The sequence below is a fragment of the Streptomyces venezuelae genome (assembly GCF_008642315.1).
Lineage (GTDB): Bacteria > Actinomycetota > Actinomycetes > Streptomycetales > Streptomycetaceae > Streptomyces > Streptomyces venezuelae_D.
Genome location: NZ_CP029192.1, coordinates 5431397 through 5452694 on the forward strand (window position 1 = coordinate 5431397; position 21298 = coordinate 5452694).

The window sequence follows — 21298 nt, forward strand, 5'->3', positions numbered from 1 at the left end:
AAGGGCGTCCCCGCGCGGAGGCGGCACGCACGCGCGCGGGCGTCGGCTCAGTCCTCGTCCCCGTAGCGCGGGTCCACCGACTCGGGGGAGAGGCCGAGCAGCTCCGCGACCTGCTCGACGACCACCTCGTGCACCAGGTGTGCACGCTCGTCGCGGCCCTTCGTGCGGATCTCCACCGGGCGGCGGTAGACCACCACGCGCGCGGGCCGGCCCTCGGCCGCCGAGATCGTGCCGCCCAGCGGCACCACCTCTTCCTGCCAGTCCGCGTCGGGCCCGCCCACGGGCGGCACCTCGAGCACCACGAACTCGATCTCCGTGAGCTGCGGCCAGCGCCGCTCGAGCCGCTCCACGGAGTCCTGCACGAGGTCGGTGAAGGCCTCCCCGCGGCTGGTGGAGAGCGGGACCTGGGGCGGGGCCACGGGGCCGCGCATGCCCCGGCCGTGGCGGTCACGGCGGCGGGGCCTCGGGTCGGCGGCGCGGGGCTGTACGGGGTCGTCCATCACTGACGAAGCGTAGTCCTCGAGATCGGTCTTTCCGCGCGGTGCGCGACATGTCGCTTCCTGACCGTTCCCGACGAGCTTGGACTCAATTCCGTATCTCTCCTGGACCGTCGATCTCACGCCAAATGACGTGATCCGAGCCATCTGGTGACCGGATTCAATACCACCCGCCCCAGTGGTCACTGGTGTCTTCGCAGGTCAAGCAGGTGTTCGGGTGACACGCCGTCATGTGGGCCGCCGGACGACACGGTGGGGTGACCTCATGGAGAGTCGTCGCGGCCCGCTCAAGAGTGCGGTACCGTCCAACGCTGTGAGCCCTGTACGTCGCTGTTCGCGCACCGCTTGCGGCCGTCCCGCCGTCGCGACGCTGACGTACGTCTACGCCGACTCGACCGCGGTCCTCGGCCCCCTCGCCACCTACGCCGAACCCCACTGCTACGACCTGTGCGCCGAGCACTCCGAGCGCCTCACCGCGCCGCGCGGCTGGGAGGTCGTCCGGCTCGCCGACGCCTCGGGTCCGGCCCGCCCCTCCGGCGACGACCTCGAAGCGCTCGCCAACGCCGTGCGCGAGGCCGCCCGCCCGCAGGAGCGCGCGGCGGAGGCAGGCGGCGGCGCCCGCAGGGCCGACCCCATGGAGGTCGCACGCCGCGGCCACCTGAGGGTGCTGCGCTCACCGGACAACTGAGCCCCACCGCGTCCGAGCCTCCCGCACCCCCTTCACCGGATCTTCTCCGTCCGCATCGTTGACGCGCGTTCGACCGTGCCCTGAGGATTTCGCCACCCCACAGCCGGGAGGCGTTCTGTGTTCGTGCAGCAACTGGAGCCCGTGGCCGACTCGCTCGGCCTGTCCGCACTCGTCGCGACCCTGCCCCTCCTGACCGTCCTCGTCCTCCTCGGCGCCGTCCGCATGAAGGCCCACCGCGCCGGACTCATCGGCCTCGCCGTCGCCGTCCTCGTCGCCTGGCTCGTGTACGGCATGCCGCTCGGCCAGACCGCCTCCAGCGCCGCCCAGGGGGCCCTCTTCGGCCTCTTCCCCATCCTGTGGATCGTCGTCAACGCCCTCTGGGTGTACCGCATGACGGTCCGCACCCGGCACTTCGACATCCTCCGCCGCTCCTTCGGCAGGCTCTCCGACGACCCCCGCATCCAGGCGCTCGTCGTGGCGTTCTGCTTCGGCGCGCTCCTGGAGGCGCTCGCCGGCTTCGGGGCGCCCGTCGCGATCAGCGCCGTCATGCTCGTCGCACTCGGCTTCGACCCGGTGCGCGCCGCGGTCGTCGCCCTCGTCGCCAACACCGCGCCCGTGGCCTTCGGAGCCATGGGCACCCCCGTGGTGACACTGGCTCAGGTGACGGGCCTTCCGCTCGACACCGTCGCCACGGTCGTCGGCCGCCAGACACCACTGCTCGCCCTGGTCGTGCCGCTGCTCCTCGTGGTCCTCGTGGACGGGCGGCGCGGCCTGCGTGAGACCTGGATGCCCGCTCTGGCCTGCGGTTTCGCCTTCGCCGTCGCCCAGTTCGCGGCATCCAACTTCGTCTCCGCGCAACTCGCCGACATCGGCGCGGCCCTGGCGGGCGCCGGAGCCCTCATGGCCGTACCGCGGGCGCGCAGGCCCGCCGCCGAACCCGTCCGCGCCGCGGTCCTCACCGGCGCCCGCAGCGAAGACCTCGACCAGGACGACCCGCGCCCCGAAGTGCTGCGCGCCTACGCCCCGTACGCCCTCATCGTCGCCGTCTTCTCCCTCGCCCAGATCCCCGCCGTCAAGGACTTCCTCGCCAAGGCGACACGCACCTTCGACTGGCCCTTCCTGAACGTCGCCGACCCCTCCGGAGACCCGGTCGGCGGCAACGTCTTCTCGCTGCCGCTGGTGTCCACGGGCGGGACGCTGGTGCTGCTCGCGGGCCTGGGCACCGCCGCCGTCCTCGGGGTGCACGCGCGCGTGGCGGTACGGGAATGGGTGGCCACCGTCCACGAACTGCGCTTCGCGATCCTCACCGTGACGTCCGTACTGGCCCTCGCGTACGTCATGAACCTCTCCGGACAGGCCGCCACGATCGGGCACTACGTAGCGGCCGCCGGCGCGGGACTCGCCTTCCTGTCACCCGTGCTCGGCTGGTTCGGCGTCGCGGTGACCGGCTCCGACACCTCCGCCAACGCTCTCTTCGGCGCACTCCAGGTGACGGCCGCTCAGCAGTCCGGGCTCTCCCCGGAACTCCTCGCCGCCGCCAACAGCTCCGGCGGCGTCCTCGGCAAGATGATCTCCCCGCAGAACCTCACGATCGCGTGCGCCGCCGTCGGGCTCGCGGGCAAGGAGGGCGACCTGCTGCGCAAGGTGCTGCCGTGGAGCCTCGGCCTGCTCCTGGTGATGTGCCTGATCGTCGTGGGGCAGAGCACGGCGGTCCTCGGCTGGATGCTGCCCTGAGGCGTCCGTGCCCGTGCCCCGGCCCGCTGTCGGCTCCAGCGGGTAGCTTTGTGATGCGCGGAGGACTCTCCGTACGCGCTGAACTCGCAGAAGCTCAAGAGAGGGTTGGCCGTGACTGCTGATCTGTCCCAGATCGTGAAGGCGTACGACGTCCGCGGGGTGGTCCCGGACCAGTGGGACGAGTCCCTCGCCGAGCTGTTCGGGGCGGCCTTCGCGCAGGTCACGGTGGCGGACGCGATCGTCGTCGGCCACGACATGCGCCCCTCGTCGCCGGGGCTCTCGCGGGCCTTCGCGCGCGGCGCCGCCGCCCTCGGCGTCGACGTCACGGAGATCGGGCTCTGCTCGACGGACCAGCTGTACTACGCGTCGGGGGCGCTGAACCTGCCGGGCGCGATGTTCACCGCGTCGCACAACCCCGCCCAGTACAACGGCATCAAGATGTGCCGGGCCGGCGCCGCCCCCGTCGGCCAGGACACCGGCCTCGCCGAGATCCGCGCCCTCGTGGAGCGGTGGCGTGACTCCGGCGCCCCCGAGTCCGCGGCGACCCCGGGCACCGTCACCCGGCGCGACACCCTCACCGACTACGCGGCGCACCTGCGCGGCCTCGTCGACCTCACCGCCATCCGCCCCCTCAAGGTCGTCGTCGACGCGGGCAACGGCATGGGCGGCCACACCGTCCCCACCGTCTTCGAGGGCCTGCCCCTCGACCTCGTGCCGATGTACTTCGAGCTCGACGGCACCTTCCCCAACCACGAGGCCAACCCGCTGGACCCGGCCAACATCGTGGACCTCCAGCGGCGGGTCCGTGAGGAGGGCGCCGACCTCGGCATCGCCTTCGACGGCGACGCGGACCGCTGCTTCGTCGTCGACCAGAACGGCGACCCGGTCTCCCCGTCCGCCATCACCGCCCTGGTCGCCTCCCGCGAGCTGGCCAAGCACGGCGGCAAGGGCACGGTCATCCACAACCTCATCACCTCCTGGTCGGTCCCCGAGGTCGTGAAGGAGAACGGCGGCACGCCGGTCCGCACGCGCGTGGGCCACTCCTTCATCAAGGCGGAGATGGCGAGGACCGGCGCGATCTTCGGCGGCGAGCACTCGGCGCACTACTACTTCAAGGACTTCTGGAACGCGGACACCGGCATGCTCGCCGCGCTCCATGTCCTCGCGGCCCTCGGCGGCCAGGACGGACCGCTCTCCGCACTCGTCGCCCAGTACGACCGGTACGCGGGCTCCGGCGAGATCAACTCCACGGTCGACGACCAGACCGCCCGCCTCGCCGCGATCAAGACGGCGTACGCGGACCAGGACGGCGTGACCCTCGACGAGCTCGACGGCCTCACCGTGACCGCCGCCGACTGGTGGTTCAACGTACGCGCGTCGAACACCGAGCCCCTCCTGCGCCTGAACGTCGAGGCGCGCGACGAGACGACGATGGCCGAGGTCCGGGACGAGGCGCTGGCGATCATCCGCGCCTGAGCCCACCGCGGGACGGCCTGACGCCCACCGGGGGACGGCCTGACGCCCACCGCGGGACGGCCTGACGCCCACCGCGGGACGGCGGAGGCGCGGCCGGGAAGCCACGGCCCGCCCCTCCGCCCCACGACCCCCGTACGACCCTCACGCCCCGCCCCGCACGGAGGTAGGCTGACCAGGCCGCATCCTGCGCGGCGGCGGCGCGGTCCCCGGCGGACCACCGCGCGCGAACACCCCGCCGCAGCAGCGCACCACCCACCACATCCGTTCGAAGGGACCCACCCCATGCCGCTCGAAGCCGGCCTCCTGGAGATCCTCGCCTGCCCGGCCTGCCACGCTCCCCTCAAGGAGACGGAGACCGAGCTGGTCTGCACGGCGGACGCCAAGGAGTGCGGCCTCGCCTACCCGCTCCGCGACGGCATCCCCGTACTCCTCGTCGACGAGGCGCGCCGCCCCGCGTAGCGCCACCCGCCGGTCGGTGACCGGCACCCGCAGGAAGCCGCGCCCCGCGATCGGAGACCTGACCCCATGCTCGACGAGTCGCAGCTCGACGACCCCGAGGCGCTCGCCCGCGCCGACCGCCGCGGACTGCTGCGCGGCGCGGCGGAGGCAGGTGCCCGCGTCCGCACCGCCGTCCGGCACGCGGTGGAGGCGGGGCTGACGGAGCTCAAGCCCGACGGCCGCCCCCGCGCCGTCCTCATCGCGGGCCCCGGCACCGCCGCCGCCTGCGTCGCCGACCTCCTCGACGGTCTCGTGGGCTCCGGCTGCCCCGTCATCCGGCTGGCCCCGACCGGCGTCGCACCCGCCGCCGGAGCCCTGCGCTGGGCGCTGCCCGGCTGGGTCGGCCCCGTCGACCTGCTGCTCATCGCCACCCCCGACGGCACCGAACCGGGCCTCTCGCTCCTCGCCGAGCAGGCCTACCGCCGGGGCTGCACCGTCGTCGCCGTCGCCCCCGCCCGCACCCCGATCGCCGAGAGCGTGGAGGGCAGCCACGGCCTCACCGTGCCCCTGGCGACCTCGCCCTACGGCGCGTACGAAGGCACCAACGACGAAGCGACCCGAGGCTCCGCGTCGTACGAGGCACGCCGCGTCGAGGACGAGGCCGCGCCCGGCGCCCCCGGCACCCTGTGGGCCCTCCTCGTCCCGCTCCTCGTCCTCCTGGACCGCACCGGCCTGGTCACCGCCCCCGTCGACGTCCTGCAGAAGGTCGCCGACCGCCTCGACCACGTCGCGGAACGCTGCGGCCCCGCCATCGCGACGTACAGCAACCCCGCCAAGACGCTCGCCGCCGAGCTCACCGACGCGCTCCCGCTGATCTGGACCGAAGGGCAGTCCGCGGGCGCGGCGGGGCGCCGCTTCGCCGCCACCCTCGCCGAACTCGCCGGGCACCCCGCGCTCGCCGCCGAACTGCCCGAAGCGCTGCCCGCGCACGGCGCCGTCCTCGCGGGCAACGCGGCGGGCGGCGGCGACACCGACGACTTCTTCCGCGACCGCGTCGACGACCCGGCGGCCCTCCGCCCGCGCGTGGTCCTGCTCCGCGACCGCCCCACGGACGCGGGCGGCCTCACCGCCGCCCCCGCCGCGCGCGAACTGGCACACGGCCACGACGTCGCGCTCAGCGAGCTGGAACCGGAGACCGGCGACGAACTCGAAGCCCTCGCCGAGCTGATCGCCGTCACGGATTTCGCCGCCGTTTACCTGGCGCTCGCCCCGGGCGACGGATCATGACGACCGCACTCGCGTACGCAGTAAGCAAGTAAGGGAGATCCCCTCCGTGGACCGCCTCACCAACACCATCCGCCCCTACGCCTGGGGCTCCACCACCGCCATCGCCGAGCTCATCGGCGCCGAACCGAGCGGTGAACCGCAGGCCGAGATGTGGATGGGCGCCCACCCCGGCGCACCCTCGCGCACCGAACGCGGCGCGCTGAACGAGGTCATCGACGCAGACCCGGAGCGCGAGCTCGGCACGGCGGCGGCCGCCAAGTTCGGCCCGCGCCTGCCCTTCCTCCTCAAGATCCTCGCCGCCGGCGCCCCGCTCTCCCTCCAGGTCCACCCCGACCTCGCGCAGGCCAAGGCGGGGTACGCGGACGAGGAGAACCGGGGCGTCCCCGTCGACGCCCCCCACCGCAACTACAAGGACGCCAACCACAAGCCCGAACTGATCTGCGCCCTCACACCGTTCGACGGCCTCTGCGGCTTCCGCCCGCCCGCCGAGACCGCGGACCTCCTGGAGGCCCTGGAGGTCGACTCCCTCAAGCCGTACGTCGACCTGCTGCGCGCCCAGCCCGAAGAGGCCGCCCTGCGCGAGGTCCTGACGGCCGTCCTGACCGCCGACCCCGAGCAGATGGCCGAGACGGTCACCGAGGTCACGGCCGCCGCCCAACGCCTCGGCGGCGCCTACGAGCCGTACGCGGGCATCGCCCGTCACTACCCCGGCGACCCGGGCGTCATCGCGGCGATGCTCCTCAACCACGTCCGGCTGCAGCCCGGCGAGGCCCTGTTCCTCGGCGCCGGCGTCCCGCACGCCTACCTCGACGGCCTCGGCGTCGAGATCATGGCCAACAGCGACAACGTACTGCGCTGCGGTCTGACCCCCAAGCACGTCGACGTCCCCGAACTCCTGCGCATCGTCCGCTTCGAGTCGACCGACCCCGGTGTGCTGCGCCCCGAGGCGTCCCCCGACGGCGAAGAGGTCTACGACACCCCCATCGACGAGTTCCGCCTCTCCCGCTTCGTCCTGCCCGAAGGCACCGCCCCGCACGACCTCACCGCCGCCACCCCGCAGATCCTGCTCTGCACGGCGGGCTCGGTCCGCGCCGGCGAACTGGCCCTGACACCCGGTCAGTCCGCATTCGTCCCCGCGGGCGAAAAGGCCGAAGTGTCCGGCGGCGGCACGGTTTTCCGGGCCACTGTGGTGGCCTGACGCACCACCGCCCTCGAGTGCTGCAACAATGACCCACCGCAAAGGCCGGGCAAAGCGCGCCCGGCCCCGTGGTCGGTACATACGAAGGCGAAGGGACACCCCGCACTCATGAGCGCGTCAGGCGGAACAAAGGCGATTGTCGCGGCACTCGCCGCGAACCTCGCGATCGCGGTGGCGAAGTTCGTCGCGTTCATCTTCAGCGGCTCGTCGTCGATGCTCGCCGAGAGCGTCCACTCGCTCGCCGACTCCGGCAACCAGGGCCTGCTGCTCCTCGGCGGCAAGAAGGCGCAGCGCGAGGCGACCCCGCAGCACCCGTTCGGTTACGGCCGCGAGCGCTACATCTACGCCTTCCTCGTCTCCATCGTCCTCTTCTCGGTCGGCGGCATGTTCGCGATCTACGAGGGCTACGAGAAGATCAAGAATCCGCACGAGCTGGAGCACTGGTACTGGCCCGTCGGTGTCCTCGTCTTCGCGATCATCGCGGAGGGCTTCTCCTTCCGCACCGCCATCAAGGAGTCCAACCAGACGCGCGGCGGCCTCAGCTGGGCGCAGTTCGTCCGCCGCGCCAAGGCTCCCGAGCTGCCCGTCGTCCTCCTGGAGGACCTCGGCGCGCTCGTCGGCCTGATCCTCGCACTCGGCGGCGTCGGCCTCGCCCTGGCCACCGGCGACGGCGTCTGGGACGGCATCGGCACGCTCTGCATCGGTGTCCTGCTCATCCTGATCGCGATCATCCTGGCCGCGGAGACCAAGTCCCTGCTGCTCGGCGAGGCCGCGGGCACCGAAGAGGTCGCCAAGATCGAGAAGGCCGTGGTCGACGGCGACACCGTCACCAAGGTCATCCACATGCGCACGCTCCACCTCGGCCCCGAGGAACTGCTCGTCGCCGCCAAGATCGCCGTCCGGCACGACGACACGGCCGCCGAGGTCGCCAGCGCGATCAACGCGGCGGAGGAGCGCATCCGCGCCGCCGTCCCGATCGCCCGCGTGATCTACCTGGAGCCGGACATCTACAGCGAGTCGGCGGCGGCCGCGGGCGAGAACCCGGCGAAGTCGCCCGGCGGTCACTGACCCTCCCGGCACGTACGCAGAGGGGCCCCGCACCTGCACGGTGCGGGGCCCCTCTGCGTACGCGACTACCGACTGCCTGCCTCGGTCACCGCACCTCGCGCAGCACCTCGAGGATCGCTGCGTCGTCCGGCGCCGCCTCAAGACGCTCACGGAAGCCGGTGTCCATGAGCTTGCGCGACAGCAGGGCGAGGATCCGAAGGTGCTCGTCGCCCGCGGCCGCCTCCGGCACGGAGATCATGAAGATCAGCTTGGCCTTCGTACCGTCCAGCGAACCCCACTCGATGCCCTCCGACGACCGCGCGAACCCGACGAGCGGCGAATCCACGGCGTCCGTCTTGGCGTGCGGGATGGCGATCTCCTCGCCGAGCCCCGTGGTTCCCTGCGCCTCGCGCCGCAGCGCGGTCCGCACGAGCTCCTCGACGTCGTTGACCTTGCCGGTGGAGGCGAGCAGCGCCGCCATCTCCCGGATGGCCGCCTCCTTGTCGGCGGCGGCCAGCTGGACCTCGACGGTCTGCTCGGTGAGGTACCCGGAGAGGACCTCACCGGCCGGCTCCTTCCGCTCCGGTGCGGGGGAGCCCTCGGCGACAGCCGGCTCCTTCCGCGCCGACCGGCCCTGCGAGGAACCGGCGGCGACGGCCGCGCCGCTCGCGGTGGCGCCGACCCCGGCGAGCACCGGCTCGGGACCGCCGAGCCCGCCCTGCGCGTCGGCCGGGACGGCCCCACGCCGCTTGCGCTCGCTCAGGTCGATCAGCGTCACGGTGGTGAGGGCGGTGACGACCGAACCGATGGCGAGCGCCACGAAGAACATCGGCACACCGCCGACCGCGCCGAGCACCGCCACGATCGGCCCGCCGTGCGGCACGGCGTCCTTCACGCTCGCCATGCCCGCGATGGCACCGGCGACGGCGCCGCCGAGCATGTTGGCGGGGATGACCTGCGCGGGCCGCGCGGCGGCGAACGGAATGGCACCTTCTGAGATCCCGAAGAAGCCCATGAACAAGGACGCGAGCCCGGTCTCCCGTTCCTGCTCGCTGTAGAGCCGCTTGCGGAGCAGCGTCGCGAGGCCCTGGCCGAGCGGCATGACCGGGATGGCCGCGGCGCACATGCCCATGACGGTCTGGTTGCCGGTCGCGATGAGACCCGCGCCGAACAGGAAGGCGGTCTTGTTGACGGGACCGCCCATGTCGAAGGCGATCATCAGCCCGAGGATCGCGCCGAGCAGAATCGCACTCGTCCCCGTCATCCCGCTGAGCCAGCTGGTCAGATGCTCGAAGACCCACGAGATGGGCTTGCCGATGACGTAGATGAAGAAGAGCCCGAGCGCGGTCGTCGCGATGATGGGGATCACGATGATCGGCATGATCGGCTGGACGAACTTCGGGACCTTGACCTTCTTGATCCACAGCACCAGATAACCGGCGAGGAAACCGGTGACGATGGCGCCGATGAAGCCCGCGCCCGCCTTGGAGTCGTACAGATCGCCGGTGTTCGCGATCCACCCGCCGATCATGCCCGGCACCAGCGCGGGCCGGTCGCCGATCGCGTAGGCGATGTATCCCGACAGGATCGGCACCATCAGCGTGAACCCGATGGTCCCGATCTGGTTCACGTGCATCCAGAACGAGTCGTCCGGAATGACGAGCCCGCCCTTGGGGTCGGTGTGCCCGCCCAGCGACAGCGAGATGGCGATCAGCAGCCCGCCGACCACGACGAACGGAATCATGTACGAGACGCCGTTCATCAGCGCCTTGTACGCGACGCTCCGCTCCCGGCCGCCACCTCCGCCGCCACCGGTCGCGGCACCCTCCGCGGCGCCACCTCCGGCGCCCCCACCGTGCACGGGCGCGCTGCGCACCTGCTCGATGAGCTGCTCGGGGCGGCTGATGCCCTCGGAGACACCGACGGACAGCACACGCTTGCCGGCGAACCTGCTGCGGTCCACGTCCTTGTCGGCTGCGATGATGATGCCGTCGGCTTCTCTGACATCGTTGTCAGTCAAGACGTTCTCGGCCCCGATGGAGCCCTGCGTCTCCACCTTCATGTCGATGCCGAGGCTCTCCGCGGCCTGCGAGAGCTTCTCGGCTGCCATGTACGTGTGAGCGATGCCGGTCGGACAGGCGGTCACGGCGAGCAGCTTGAGCTTCGTCCGCCCGCCGCCGTCACCGCCTATGGGGGGATCGGCCGGACTGGTCACGTGGATCTCCTAACGCCTTTGCTCCGAACAAGATCGCGCAAATGTTCCCGATCTCAGGGCATCCTGCAACACATAAGCCCAGGATCAAAAGCGCAAAGGTCCCATATCGTCCGGGTCTGACGGCCTTCCGTCGGCCGATTCGCCGCACATCACGTACCCGGAGGCGGGCTGGGGCCGGATGGGCCAATCGGTGTAGCTTGGACACCGAGCCAGACGTCGCTGCTGATGGCGGTCGGGCGGTCCGCGCACGGACTGTCCGAGGGAGAGAGGGCCTCCGACGGACTGCGCTGCGCGCGTCGGTGCGCCGGTGTGTTCACCTCGGTGTCCACCCGTGTACCCAACGCCGCAGGTCAGCCATGTCCACCCTCGATCGAACCACGAGGAGCAGCTCACTCATGACTCTCATCAACGGCAAGGACTTCAAGGTCGCCGATCTCTCGCTGGCCGCCTTCGGCCGCAAGGAGATCACCCTGGCCGAGCACGAGATGCCCGGCCTGATGGCGATCCGCAAGGAGTTCGCCGCCTCCCAGCCGCTCGCCGGAGCCCGCATCATGGGCTCGCTGCACATGACCGTGCAGACGGCGGTGCTCATCGAGACCCTCGTCGCGCTCGGCGCCGAGGTCCGCTGGGTCTCCTGCAACATCTTCTCCACCCAGGACCACGCGGCCGCGGCCATCGCCGTCGGCCCGAACGGCACGCCGGACGACCCCCAGGGCATCCCGGTCTTCGCCTGGAAGGGCGAGACCCTGGAGGAGTACTGGTGGTGCACGGAGCAGGCGCTGACCTGGCCCAACACGCCCACCGGTGGCCCGAACATGATCCTCGACGACGGCGGCGACGCCACCCTGCTCGTGCACAAGGGCGTCGAGTACGAGAAGGCCGGCAAGGTTCCCGCCGTCGACACCGCGGAGAACGACGAGCACCGCGTCATCCTGCAGCTCCTCAACCGCACCATCACCGAGGGCTCGCAGAAGTGGACCCAGCTCGCCTCGGAGATCCGCGGCGTGACCGAGGAGACCACGACGGGCGTGCACCGTCTGTACGAGATGCAGCGCGACGGCCAGCTCCTCTTCCCCGCGATCAACGTGAACGACGCGGTGACGAAGTCGAAGTTCGACAACAAGTACGGCTGCCGCCACTCCCTGATCGACGGCATCAACCGCGCCACCGACGTCCTGATCGGCGGCAAGACCGCCGTCGTCTGCGGCTACGGCGACGTGGGCAAGGGCTGCGCGGAGTCGCTGCGCGGCCAGGGCGCCCGCGTGATCGTCACCGAGATCGACCCGATCTGCGCACTGCAGGCGGCGATGGACGGCTACCAGGTCACCACCCTGGACGACGTCGTCGAGACCGCCGACATCTTCGTCACCACGACGGGCAACAAGGACATCATCATGGCCTCGCACATGGCCCGGATGAAGCACCAGGCCATCGTCGGCAACATCGGCCACTTCGACAACGAGATCGACATGGCCGGCCTCGCGGCGATCGAGGGCATCGTCAAGGACGAGGTCAAGCCGCAGGTGCACACCTGGACCTTCCCCGAGGGCAAGGTCCTGATCGTCCTCTCCGAGGGCCGTCTGCTCAACCTCGGCAACGCGACCGGTCACCCGTCCTTCGTGATGTCCAACTCCTTCGCGGACCAGACGCTGGCCCAGATCGAGCTGTTCACCAAGCAGGAGGAGTACCCGACCGACGTCTACGTGCTGCCCAAGCACCTCGACGAGAAGGTCGCCCGCCTCCACCTGGACGCCCTCGGCGTCAAGCTGACGACGCTGAGCGCGGAGCAGGCCGCGTACATCGGAGTCGAGGTGGAGGGCCCCTTCAAGCCGGACCACTACCGCTACTGACCGCGCCGGGCCCCTGGGCCCCGTCAGTACGACCCAACAGCACCACCCAGCAGCACCACCCAGCAGGCCCTCGCCCTCCAGGCGGGGGCCTGCCCCGTGGCACCCCCACCCTCCAAGCGGGGTCTGACCCGTTGCACCCCTCACGCGCTACGACGATGACGCGCCCCGCCCGTCGGGTATGGCGCCCGCCGCACTCGCCGCACGGCCCCACACGCCGCACGGCCCCAGGCCGCACCCGCTGCAACGCAGCACCGCACACGCCCCCGGCAGTTGCGTGGCCTAGGCTCGCCGATGGGTCAGCGGCGAGACGCGCGGACGGCACGCACCACAGCCCGCCCACCCCATCGCCGACTCAGCGGGGCAGCTACGGCCGACTCAACGCAACAGGCACGGCCGACGCAGCGCGACAGGTACGGCGATGGCTCGGCGAAGCCGTAGTCCCGCGCACGCCCCAGCCCAGCCCAGCTCCGCCCGACTCCAGCTCCGCCCCGCCGTGCCACCGGCTCAGCACAGGAACCCGACCGAGGACCAGGACCCAAGCCCATGCCCCGCGGCCGCTATTCGCTCCACGATCCGCACGATCACACCCCCCTCGGAGAAGAACACTTCAACTGCGCACCCGGCCCCTCCGGCTGGCGCTACGTCTCCCAACGGATCACCCCCGAAGGCACCCCAGCAGGCTCCGTCGACCTCGCTCTGGACGCTCGGGGCCGCCCCATCCGCCTGGAACTCCACGCGGGCGACTGGCAGGTCCGCGCCGGCGCACTCAACGGCGTCACCTGGGTCCGCACCGACCCCACAGGCGCCCACGGCACCGAAGACAACGCGCCCGCCCACGCATTCACCGGCACATCCCCCGTCTTCCTCATCGCGACGGCCAGGCTCCTGAACCTGACCCCCGCTTCCCCCGCGACCAGAATCCGCCTGGTCGCCTTCACGGATCCGGTCCTCGCCCCCCGCACCCTCGACCAGTCCTGGACCCTGAGGAAAAGCGAAGCACACGCCACTGACAACGGCCCCCTGATCGTGGACGAATACCAGGTCACAGCCCTGGACACCGGGGAACAGCACGCCGTCCACATCGCCGGCGACGTGGTCCTGGCGGCCCCGGGAATCGAGCTGGAACACCTCGAAACCCCACCGTCGACCTTCGTATGACCCGCCGCCTCACGCAGGCGGCACGAACCCCGTGGCCGGGGGAGCCTCCTCCGCACCCGGCCCGTCGGGACGGGGAGCACGAACGGGAAAGGCACCGGGAGCACCGGCAGTACCGGGGGCACCGGGGGCAGCAAAAGCCCCGGAATCGACCGAAGCCCAAGAGCCGTACCCGTACCCGCCCCCGTATCCGTCCCCGCCCCCGGACCCGGGGCGAGAACCGAGCCCGCCCCCCGCTTCGGCCTCCACCCCGCCAAACGCGCGCCGAGCATCCCGAGCCTGCCGCTCGTGCACCACCGCGGCGAGATACGCGGCAGCCGGCACCCCGTACGGCGCGGGCGACCCGGTCCGCTCCGCCAGATCCGCCGCGAGCCGCTCAGCCATCGCACCGCCGACCTGCGGATCGAGTTGCCCCATCCGCGTGAGGTACTGCCGAACGGCGAGCCACAACCCGTCCGGCACCCCGGACAGATCCAGCTCGGCGAACCGCCCGACCAGCCAGGGCGGCGGAGGAGGAACGAACGCGGCCCGCCCCGCAGGCACCCTCTCCCGTACGACGAGCGTCCCCGCGAAGACATCCCCGAGCCGCCGCCCCCGCGCCGACACCAGCGACGCGATGCACGCGACGACCCCGAACGTCATCAGAATCTCGACGACCCCGACGGCCCCCCGCACCAGCGCGTGCCGGAACCGGATCGGCCCGCCGTCGTCCCGCACCACCCGCAGCCCGCACGCCAGTTTCCCGAGCGACCGCCCATGGCTGAGCGTCTCCACCGCGATGGGGCCACCGACCAGAACGAGTACGAAACTGGCGACCGCCACCGCGGCAGCCGCGGCATCGTCCAACGAAGAAGTGGAGGCGATGATCCCGAAGGTCACCACCAGGTACACCACGAAAGCCGCGGCCAGGTCGATCAGCACGGCCAGCGCCCGGCTCGGCAGCTTCGCGGGCCGCAGCTCCAACGCCACCGCCTCACCCGTCACAAGCTCACTCACGCCAGCCACCCTTCCCTGCCCTGCCGTAGGACTGGCCAGTCTGCCAAGCTGAACAATCACGCGCCGCAGTACGAGGAGCAGTCTTCCGATGGACCTCGACGTCTTCGTGTCCGCCCACCGAGCCGAGTGGGACCGACTGGACGCCCTGCTGCGCCGTCGGCGCCGCCTCTCCGGAGCCGAGGCCGACGAACTGGTCGCCCTCTACCAACGCGCCGCCACCCACCTCTCTCTGATCCAGTCCAGCGCCCCGGACCCACAGCTCACCGGACGGCTGACACACCTGCTGGCACGCGCGCGTAGTGCCGTCACCGGCACGCGACGCGCCTCCTGGCGTGACGTGACCCGCTTCCTGACCCACGGCTTCCCCGCCGCGGTCTACCGCTCCCGACGCTGGTGGATCCCCACCGCCCTGCTGTCGACGGTGCTGGCGGCGATCATCGGCTGGTGGATCGCCACGCACCCGGAAGTGCAGTCCACGATCGCCGCCCCCAGCGACCTCAGGGAGATGACCCGCCCAGGGGGCGAGTACGAGACGTACTACTCCAGTCATCCCGCGGCCTCGTTCGCCGCCCAGGTGTGGACGAACAACGCCCAGGCAGCCGCGATGTGCCTCGTCCTGGGCGCCTTCCTCTGCTTCCCCGTCATCTGGATCCTCTTCCAGAACATGCTCAACCTCGGGGTGGGCGTCGGCCTGATGTCCTCGGCCGGCCGCCTGGACACCTTCTTGGGGTTGGTCCTGCCCCACGGCCTCCTGGAGCTGACCGCAGTCTTCGTCGCGGCAGGAACGGGCCTACGTCTCGGCTGGACCGTCATCGACCCGGGCCCCCGCACGCGCCGCACCGCCCTCGCGGAAGAGGGCCGCTCGGCCCTGGGCATGGCCATCGGCCTGGCCTTGGTCCTCTTCGTCTCGGGCGCCATCGAAGGCTTCGTCACCCCGTCGGGCCTCCCGACATGGGCCCGCATCGCCATCGGCGTCGGCGCGGAGCTGGCCTTCCTCGTGTACGTCTACGTGCTGGGCGGAAGAGCGGCCCGAGCAGGCGAGACGGGCGACCTCGACAGCACCGAACGCAGCGCTTCCGCGCCTCTCGCAGCGTGATGTGCATACGGCGCACCTGACCTGCTAGTCTCCTCATCGCCCCGGAAAAACCGTTGACACGGAAGGACCGGGGAGGTAGATTCGAACAGTTGCCTAGAACTAGACAGGTTCGGCCGCAACGGTTAATATCTTCCTGCTTCTCGAATCTCATCAATACGAGAAGCCACCCCCGATGATTCGGAATCCGAAGCCGGTGAGACCGGCCGAAAACTTCTGATAAAGTCGGAGCCGCCGGAAAGGGAAACGCGAAAGCCGAAAGGCCGGAGCGGGAACCGGAAAGGCGCCGAGGAAATCGGACACGAAAGAGTCTGATAGAGTCGGAAACGCAAGAACAAAAGAAACACCGAAGGGAAGCGCCCGGAGGAAAGCCCGCAAGGGTGAGTACAAAGGAAGCGTCCGTTCCTTGAGAACTCAACAGCGTGCCAAAAGTCAACGCCAGATATGTTGATAACCCCGGCTCACTTCGGTGAGTTGGAGGTTCCTTTGAAAAAACACAGCGAGGACGCTGTGAACGGACGGGATTATTCCTCCCGACCGTTCCGCTCTCGTGTGTGAGCACCGGATTACCGGTACACATTCACGGAGAGTTTGATCCTGGCTCAGGACGAACGCTGGCGGCGTGCTTAACACATGCAAGTCGAACGATGAAGCCCTTCGGGGTGGATTAGTGGCGAACGGGTGAGTAACACGTGGGCAATCTGCCCTTCACTCTGGGACAAGCCCTGGAAACGGGGTCTAATACCGGATAACACCTTCCCTCGCATGGGGGAAGGTTGAAAGCTCCGGCGGTGAAGGATGAGCCCGCGGCCTATCAGCTTGTTGGTGAGGTAGAAGCTCACCAAGGCGACGACGGGTAGCCGGCCTGAGAGGGCGACCGGCCACACTGGGACTGAGACACGGCCCAGACTCCTACGGGAGGCAGCAGTGGGGAATATTGCACAATGGGCGAAAGCCTGATGCAGCGACGCCGCGTGAGGGATGACGGCCTTCGGGTTGTAAACCTCTTTCAGCAGGGAAGAAGCGAAAGTGACGGTACCTGCAGAAGAAGCGCCGGCTAACTACGTGCCAGCAGCCGCGGTAATACGTAGGGCGCAAGCGTTGTCCGGAATTATTGGGCGTAAAGAGCTCGTAGGCGGCTTGTCACGTCGATTGTGAAAGCTCGGGGCTTAACCCCGAGTCTGCAGTCGATACGGGCTAGCTAGAGTGTGGTAGGGGAGATCGGAATTCCTGGTGTAGCGGTGAAATGCGCAGATATCAGGAGGAACACCGGTGGCGAAGGCGGATCTCTGGGCCATTACTGACGCTGAGGAGCGAAAGCGTGGGGAGCGAACAGGATTAGATACCCTGGTAGTCCACGCCGTAAACGGTGGGAACTAGGTGTTGGCGACATTCCACGTCGTCGGTGCCGCAGCTAACGCATTAAGTTCCCCGCCTGGGGAGTACGGCCGCAAGGCTAAAACTCAAAGGAATTGACGGGGGCCCGCACAAGCAGCGGAGCATGTGGCTTAATTCGACGCAACGCGAAGAACCTTACCAAGGCTTGACATACACCGGAAAGCATTAGAGATAGTGCCCCCCTTGTGGTCGGTGTACAGGTGGTGCATGGCTGTCGTCAGCTCGTGTCGTGAGATGTTGGGTTAAGTCCCGCAACGAGCGCAACCCTTGTTCTGTGTTGCCAGCATGCCCTTCGGGGTGATGGGGACTCACAGGAGACCGCCGGGGTCAACTCGGAGGAAGGTGGGGACGACGTCAAGTCATCATGCCCCTTATGTCTTGGGCTGCACACGTGCTACAATGGCCGATACAATGAGCTGCGATACCGTGAGGTGGAGCGAATCTCAAAAAGTCGGTCTCAGTTCGGATTGGGGTCTGCAACTCGACCCCATGAAGTTGGAGTTGCTAGTAATCGCAGATCAGCATTGCTGCGGTGAATACGTTCCCGGGCCTTGTACACACCGCCCGTCACGTCACGAAAGTCGGTAACACCCGAAGCCGGTGGCCCAACCCCTTGTGGGAGGGAGCTGTCGAAGGTGGGACTGGCGATTGGGACGAAGTCGTAACAAGGTAGCCGTACCGGAAGGTGCGGCTGGATCACCTCCTTTCTAAGGAGCACTTCTAAGCCAAGCTTGCTTGGTTCAGAGGCCAGTACATCAGCGAATGTCTGATGCTGGTTGCTCATGGGTGGAACGTTGACTACTCGGCACACTTGATCGTCTTCTCCTTCTAGTACTGCTCGTCAGAGCGTGGAGCGTTGAGGGAAGCGGTAAGGGTGTCGGGCACGCTGTTGGGTATCTGAAGGTACGGCCGGTTTTCGGCTGCCTTCAGTGCCGACCCCAGTGCACTCGGGCTACTGGTCCGGGGTGATGGGTGGTTGGTCGTTGTTTGAGAACTGCACAGTGGACGCGAGCATCTGTGGCCAAGTTTTTAAGGGCGCACGGTGGATGCCTTGGCACCAGGAACCGATGAAGGACGTGGGAGGCCACGATAGTCCCCGGGGAGTCGTCAACCAGGCTTTGATCCGGGGGTTTCCGAATGGGGAAACCCGGCAGTCGTCATGGGCTGTCACCCGCTGCTGAACACATAGGCAGTGTGGAGGGAACGCGGGGAAGTGAAACATCTCAGTACCCGCAGGAAGAGAAAACAACCGTGATTCCGGGAGTAGTGGCGAGCGAAACCGGATGAGGCCAAACCGTATGCGTGTGAGACCCGGCAGGGGTTGCGCATACGGGGTTGTGGGATCTCTCTTTTACAGTCTGCCGGCTGTGAGACGAGTCAGAAACCGTTGATGTAGACGAAGGACATGCGAAAGGTCCGGCGTAGAGGGTAAGACCCCCGTAGTCGAAACGTCAGCGGCTCGTTTGAGAGACACCCAAGTAGCACGGGGCCCGAGAAATCCCGTGTGAATCTGGCGGGACCACCCGTTAAGCCTAAATATTCCCTGGTGACCGATAGCGGATAGTACCGTGAGGGAATGGTGAAAAGTACCGCGGGAGCGGAGTGAAATAGTACCTGAAACCGTGTGCCTACAAGCCGTGGGAGCGTCGGGATGGAGCTTGCTTCATCCTCGTGACTGCGTGCCTTTTGAAGAATGAGCCTGCGAGTTTGCGGTGTGTTGCGAGGTTAACCCGTGTGGGGAAGCCGTAGCGAAAGCGAGTCCGAATAGGGCGACATAGTAGCGCGCTCAAGACCCGAAGCGGAGTGATCTAGCCATGGGCAGGTTGAAGCGGCTGTAAGAGGTCGTGGAGGACCGAACCCACCAGGGTTGAAAACCTGGGGGATGACCTGTGGTTAGGGGTGAAAGGCCAATCAAACTCCGTGATAGCTGGTTCTCCCCGAAATGCATTTAGGTGCAGCGTCGTGTGTTTCTTGCCGGAGGTAGAGCACTGGATAGGCGATGGGCCCTACCGGGTTACTGACCTTAGCCAAACTCCGAATGCCGGTAAGTGAGAGCACGGCAGTGAGACTGTGGGGGATAAGCTCCATGGTCGAGAGGGAAACAGCCCAGAGCATCGACTAAGGCCCCTAAGCGTACGCTAAGTGGGAAAGGATGTGGAGTCGCAGAGACAACCAGGAGGTTGGCTTAGAAGCAGCCACCCTTGAAAGAGTGCGTAATAGCTCACTGGTCTAGTGATTCCGCGCCGACAATGTAGCGGGGCTCAAGCGTACCGCCGAAGTCGTGTCATTCCAGCAGTAAGCCCCAACGGGTGCTGGGATGGGTAGGGGAGCGTCGTGTGCCGGGTGAAGCTGCGCCGGAAGGCAGTGGTGGACGGTTCACGAGTGAGAATGCAGGCATGAGTAGCGATACATACGTGAGAAACGTGTGCGCCGATTGACTAAGGGTTCCTGGGTCAAGCTGATCTGCCCAGGGTAAGTCGGGACCTAAGGCGAGGCCGACAGGCGTAGTCGATGGATAACCGGTTGATATTCCGGTACCCGCTGTGAAGCGTCAAACATCGAATCAGGCGATGCTAAGTCCGTGAAGCCGTCCCGATCTCTTCGGAGTTGAGGGAAGTGGTGGAGCCGACGAACCAGACTTGTAGTAGGTGAGTGATGGGGTGACGCAGGAAGGTAGTCCAGCCCGGGCGGTGGTTGTCCCGGGGTAAGGGTGTAGCCCGTCATCTAGGTAAATCCGGATGACATGAGGGTGAGACCTGATGCCGAGCCGATTGTGGTGAAGTGGATGATCCTATGCTGTCGAGAAAAGCCTCTAGCGAGTTTCATGGCGGCCCGTACCCTAAACCGACTCAGGTGGTCAGGTAGAGAATACCGAGGCGTTCGGGTGAACTATGGTTAAGGAACTCGGCAAAATGCCCCCGTAACTTCGGGAGAAGGGGGGCCATTCCTGGTGATCGGATTTACTCCGTGAGCTGGGGGTGGCCGCAGAGACCAGCGAGAAGCGACTGTTTACTAAAAACACAGGTCCGTGCGAAGCCGTAAGGCGATGTATACGGACTGACGCCTGCCCGGTGCTGGAACGTTAAGGGGACCGGTTAGTGCGCTTTCGGGCGTGCGAAGCTGAGAACTTAAGCGCCAGTAAACGGCGGTGGTAACTATAACCATCCTAAGGTAGCGAAATTCCTTGTCGGGTAAGTTCCGACCTGCACGAATGGCGTAACGACTTCTCGACTGTCTCAACCATAGGCCCGGTGAAATTGCACTACGAGTAAAGATGCTCGTTTCGCGCAGAAGGACGGAAAGACCCCGGGACCTTTACTACAGTTTGATATTGGTGTTCGGTTCGGCTTGTGTAGGATAGGTGGGAGACTTTGAAGCGGGCACGCCAGTGTTCGTGGAGTCAACGTTGAAATACCACTCTGGTCGTGCTGGATGTCTAACCTCGGTCCGTGATCCGGATCAGGGACAGTGTCTGATGGGTAGTTTAACTGGGGCGGTTGCCTCCCAAAGAGTAACGGAGGCGCCCAAAGGTTCCCTCAGCCTGGTTGGTAATCAGGTGTTGAGTGTAAGTGCACAAGGGAGCTTGACTGTGAGACCGACGGGTCGAGCAGGGACGAAAGTCGGGACTAGTGATCCGGCGGTGGCTTGTGGAAGCGCCGTCGCTCAACGGATAAAAGGTACCCCGGGGATAACAGGCTGATCTTCCCCAAGAGTCCATATCGACGGGATGGTTTGGCACCTCGATGTCGGCTCGTCGCATCCTGGGGCTGGAGTCGGTCCCAAGGGTTGGGCTGTTCGCCCATTAAAGCGGTACGCGAGCTGGGTTTAGAACGTCGTGAGACAGTTCGGTCCCTATCCTCTGTGCGCGTAGGAATATTGAGAAGGGCTGTCCCTAGTACGAGAGGACCGGGACGGACGAACCTCTGGTGTGCCAGTTGTCCTGCCAAGGGCATGGCTGGTTGGCTACGTTCGGAAAGGATAACCGCTGAAAGCATCTAAGCGGGAAGCCTGCTTCGAGATGAGTATTCCCACCCCCTTTGAGGGGTTAAGGCTCCCAGTAGACGACTGGGTTGATAGGCCAGATCTGGAAGCCCGGTAACGGGTGGAGGTGACTGGTACTAATAGGCCGAGGGCTTGTCCTCAGTTGCTCGCGTCCACTGTGTTGGTTCTGAAACCACGAACAACCCCATGCAAGGTCACGCATGGTGCGGTTGACAGTTTCATAG

13 protein-coding genes and 2 rRNA genes are annotated in these 21298 nt (G+C 67.6%); 12 read left to right on the plus strand and 3 right to left on the minus strand.

Annotated features, from left to right (window positions below; genetic code table 11):
• Window positions 1-47: 47 nt before the first annotated feature.
• Entirely contained in the window at window positions 48-500 is a 453-nt protein-coding gene (locus tag DEJ48_RS23835) for a metallopeptidase family protein (RefSeq protein ID WP_150221352.1), read from the minus strand.
• Between the two features lie 262 nt (window positions 501-762).
• Here DEJ48_RS23835 and DEJ48_RS23840 point away from each other — a divergent pair, with 262 nt between their 5' ends.
• The 7 genes from DEJ48_RS23840 (at window position 763) to DEJ48_RS23870 (ending at window position 8386) form a co-directional block, all read left to right on the plus strand.
• On the plus strand, window positions 763-1185 hold the full coding sequence (locus DEJ48_RS23840; RefSeq protein WP_150184425.1) for a DUF3499 domain-containing protein: 423 nt from the start codon (window positions 763-765) through the stop codon (window positions 1183-1185).
• A 117-nt stretch (window positions 1186-1302) separates the two neighbouring features.
• On the plus strand, window positions 1303-2919 hold the full coding sequence (locus tag DEJ48_RS23845) for an L-lactate permease (protein WP_150218147.1): 1617 nt from the start codon (window positions 1303-1305) through the stop codon (window positions 2917-2919).
• 111 nt (window positions 2920-3030) lie between these two features.
• A complete protein-coding gene (locus tag DEJ48_RS23850; RefSeq protein WP_150218149.1) occupies window positions 3031-4395 on the plus strand; it encodes a phosphomannomutase/phosphoglucomutase in 1365 nt (454 codons plus the stop codon).
• Between the two features lie 282 nt (window positions 4396-4677).
• Entirely contained in the window at window positions 4678-4854 is a 177-nt protein-coding gene (locus DEJ48_RS23855; protein ID WP_150168621.1) for a Trm112 family protein, read from the plus strand.
• A 66-nt stretch (window positions 4855-4920) separates the two neighbouring features.
• Window positions 4921-6120 carry an SIS domain-containing protein gene (locus DEJ48_RS23860; RefSeq protein ID WP_150218150.1) on the plus strand — a complete coding sequence of 400 codons (1200 nt, stop codon included), beginning with the start codon at window positions 4921-4923 and terminating at the stop codon, window positions 6118-6120.
• A gap of 46 nt (window positions 6121-6166) precedes the next feature.
• Window positions 6167-7318 (plus strand): mannose-6-phosphate isomerase, class I, encoded by a 1152-nt coding sequence (manA, locus tag DEJ48_RS23865; protein WP_150218152.1) that lies wholly within the window; start codon window positions 6167-6169, stop codon window positions 7316-7318.
• Window positions 7319-7426: 108 nt separating this feature from the next.
• Window positions 7427-8386 carry a cation diffusion facilitator family transporter gene (locus DEJ48_RS23870; RefSeq protein WP_150218154.1) on the plus strand — a complete coding sequence of 320 codons (960 nt, stop codon included), beginning with the start codon at window positions 7427-7429 and terminating at the stop codon, window positions 8384-8386.
• A gap of 85 nt (window positions 8387-8471) precedes the next feature.
• On the opposite strand, the gene DEJ48_RS23875 is transcribed toward DEJ48_RS23870, so the two are convergent.
• Window positions 8472-10580 (minus strand): fructose-specific PTS transporter subunit EIIC, encoded by a 2109-nt coding sequence (locus DEJ48_RS23875; RefSeq protein WP_150218155.1) that lies wholly within the window; start codon window positions 10578-10580, stop codon window positions 8472-8474.
• A 395-nt stretch (window positions 10581-10975) separates the two neighbouring features.
• On the opposite strand from DEJ48_RS23875, the gene ahcY reads away from it, so the two are divergent.
• Window positions 10976-12430 (plus strand): adenosylhomocysteinase, encoded by a 1455-nt coding sequence (ahcY, locus tag DEJ48_RS23880; protein WP_150218157.1) that lies wholly within the window; start codon window positions 10976-10978, stop codon window positions 12428-12430.
• A 543-nt stretch (window positions 12431-12973) separates the two neighbouring features.
• Window positions 12974-13588, plus strand: coding sequence for a hypothetical protein (locus DEJ48_RS23885; protein ID WP_150218159.1), 615 nt, complete (start codon window positions 12974-12976; stop codon window positions 13586-13588).
• 9 nt (window positions 13589-13597) lie between these two features.
• Here DEJ48_RS23885 and DEJ48_RS23890 read toward each other — a convergent pair whose 3' ends face one another.
• Entirely contained in the window at window positions 13598-14581 is a 984-nt protein-coding gene (locus DEJ48_RS23890) for an RDD family protein (protein WP_150218160.1), read from the minus strand.
• A gap of 88 nt (window positions 14582-14669) precedes the next feature.
• On the opposite strand from DEJ48_RS23890, the gene DEJ48_RS23895 reads away from it, so the two are divergent.
• The 3 genes from DEJ48_RS23895 (at window position 14670) to DEJ48_RS23910 (ending at window position 21214) form a co-directional block, all read left to right on the plus strand.
• Window positions 14670-15677 carry a stage II sporulation protein M gene (locus DEJ48_RS23895; RefSeq protein WP_150218162.1) on the plus strand — a complete coding sequence of 336 codons (1008 nt, stop codon included), beginning with the start codon at window positions 14670-14672 and terminating at the stop codon, window positions 15675-15677.
• A 576-nt stretch (window positions 15678-16253) separates the two neighbouring features.
• Window positions 16254-17779 (plus strand): 16S ribosomal RNA (locus DEJ48_RS23905).
• Window positions 17780-18091: 312 nt separating this feature from the next.
• Window positions 18092-21214: ribosomal RNA gene (locus DEJ48_RS23910) — 23S ribosomal RNA — on the plus strand.
• Together the 16S and 23S rRNA genes form the textbook arrangement of a ribosomal RNA operon.
• The last annotated feature ends 84 nt before the right edge of the window (window positions 21215-21298 follow it).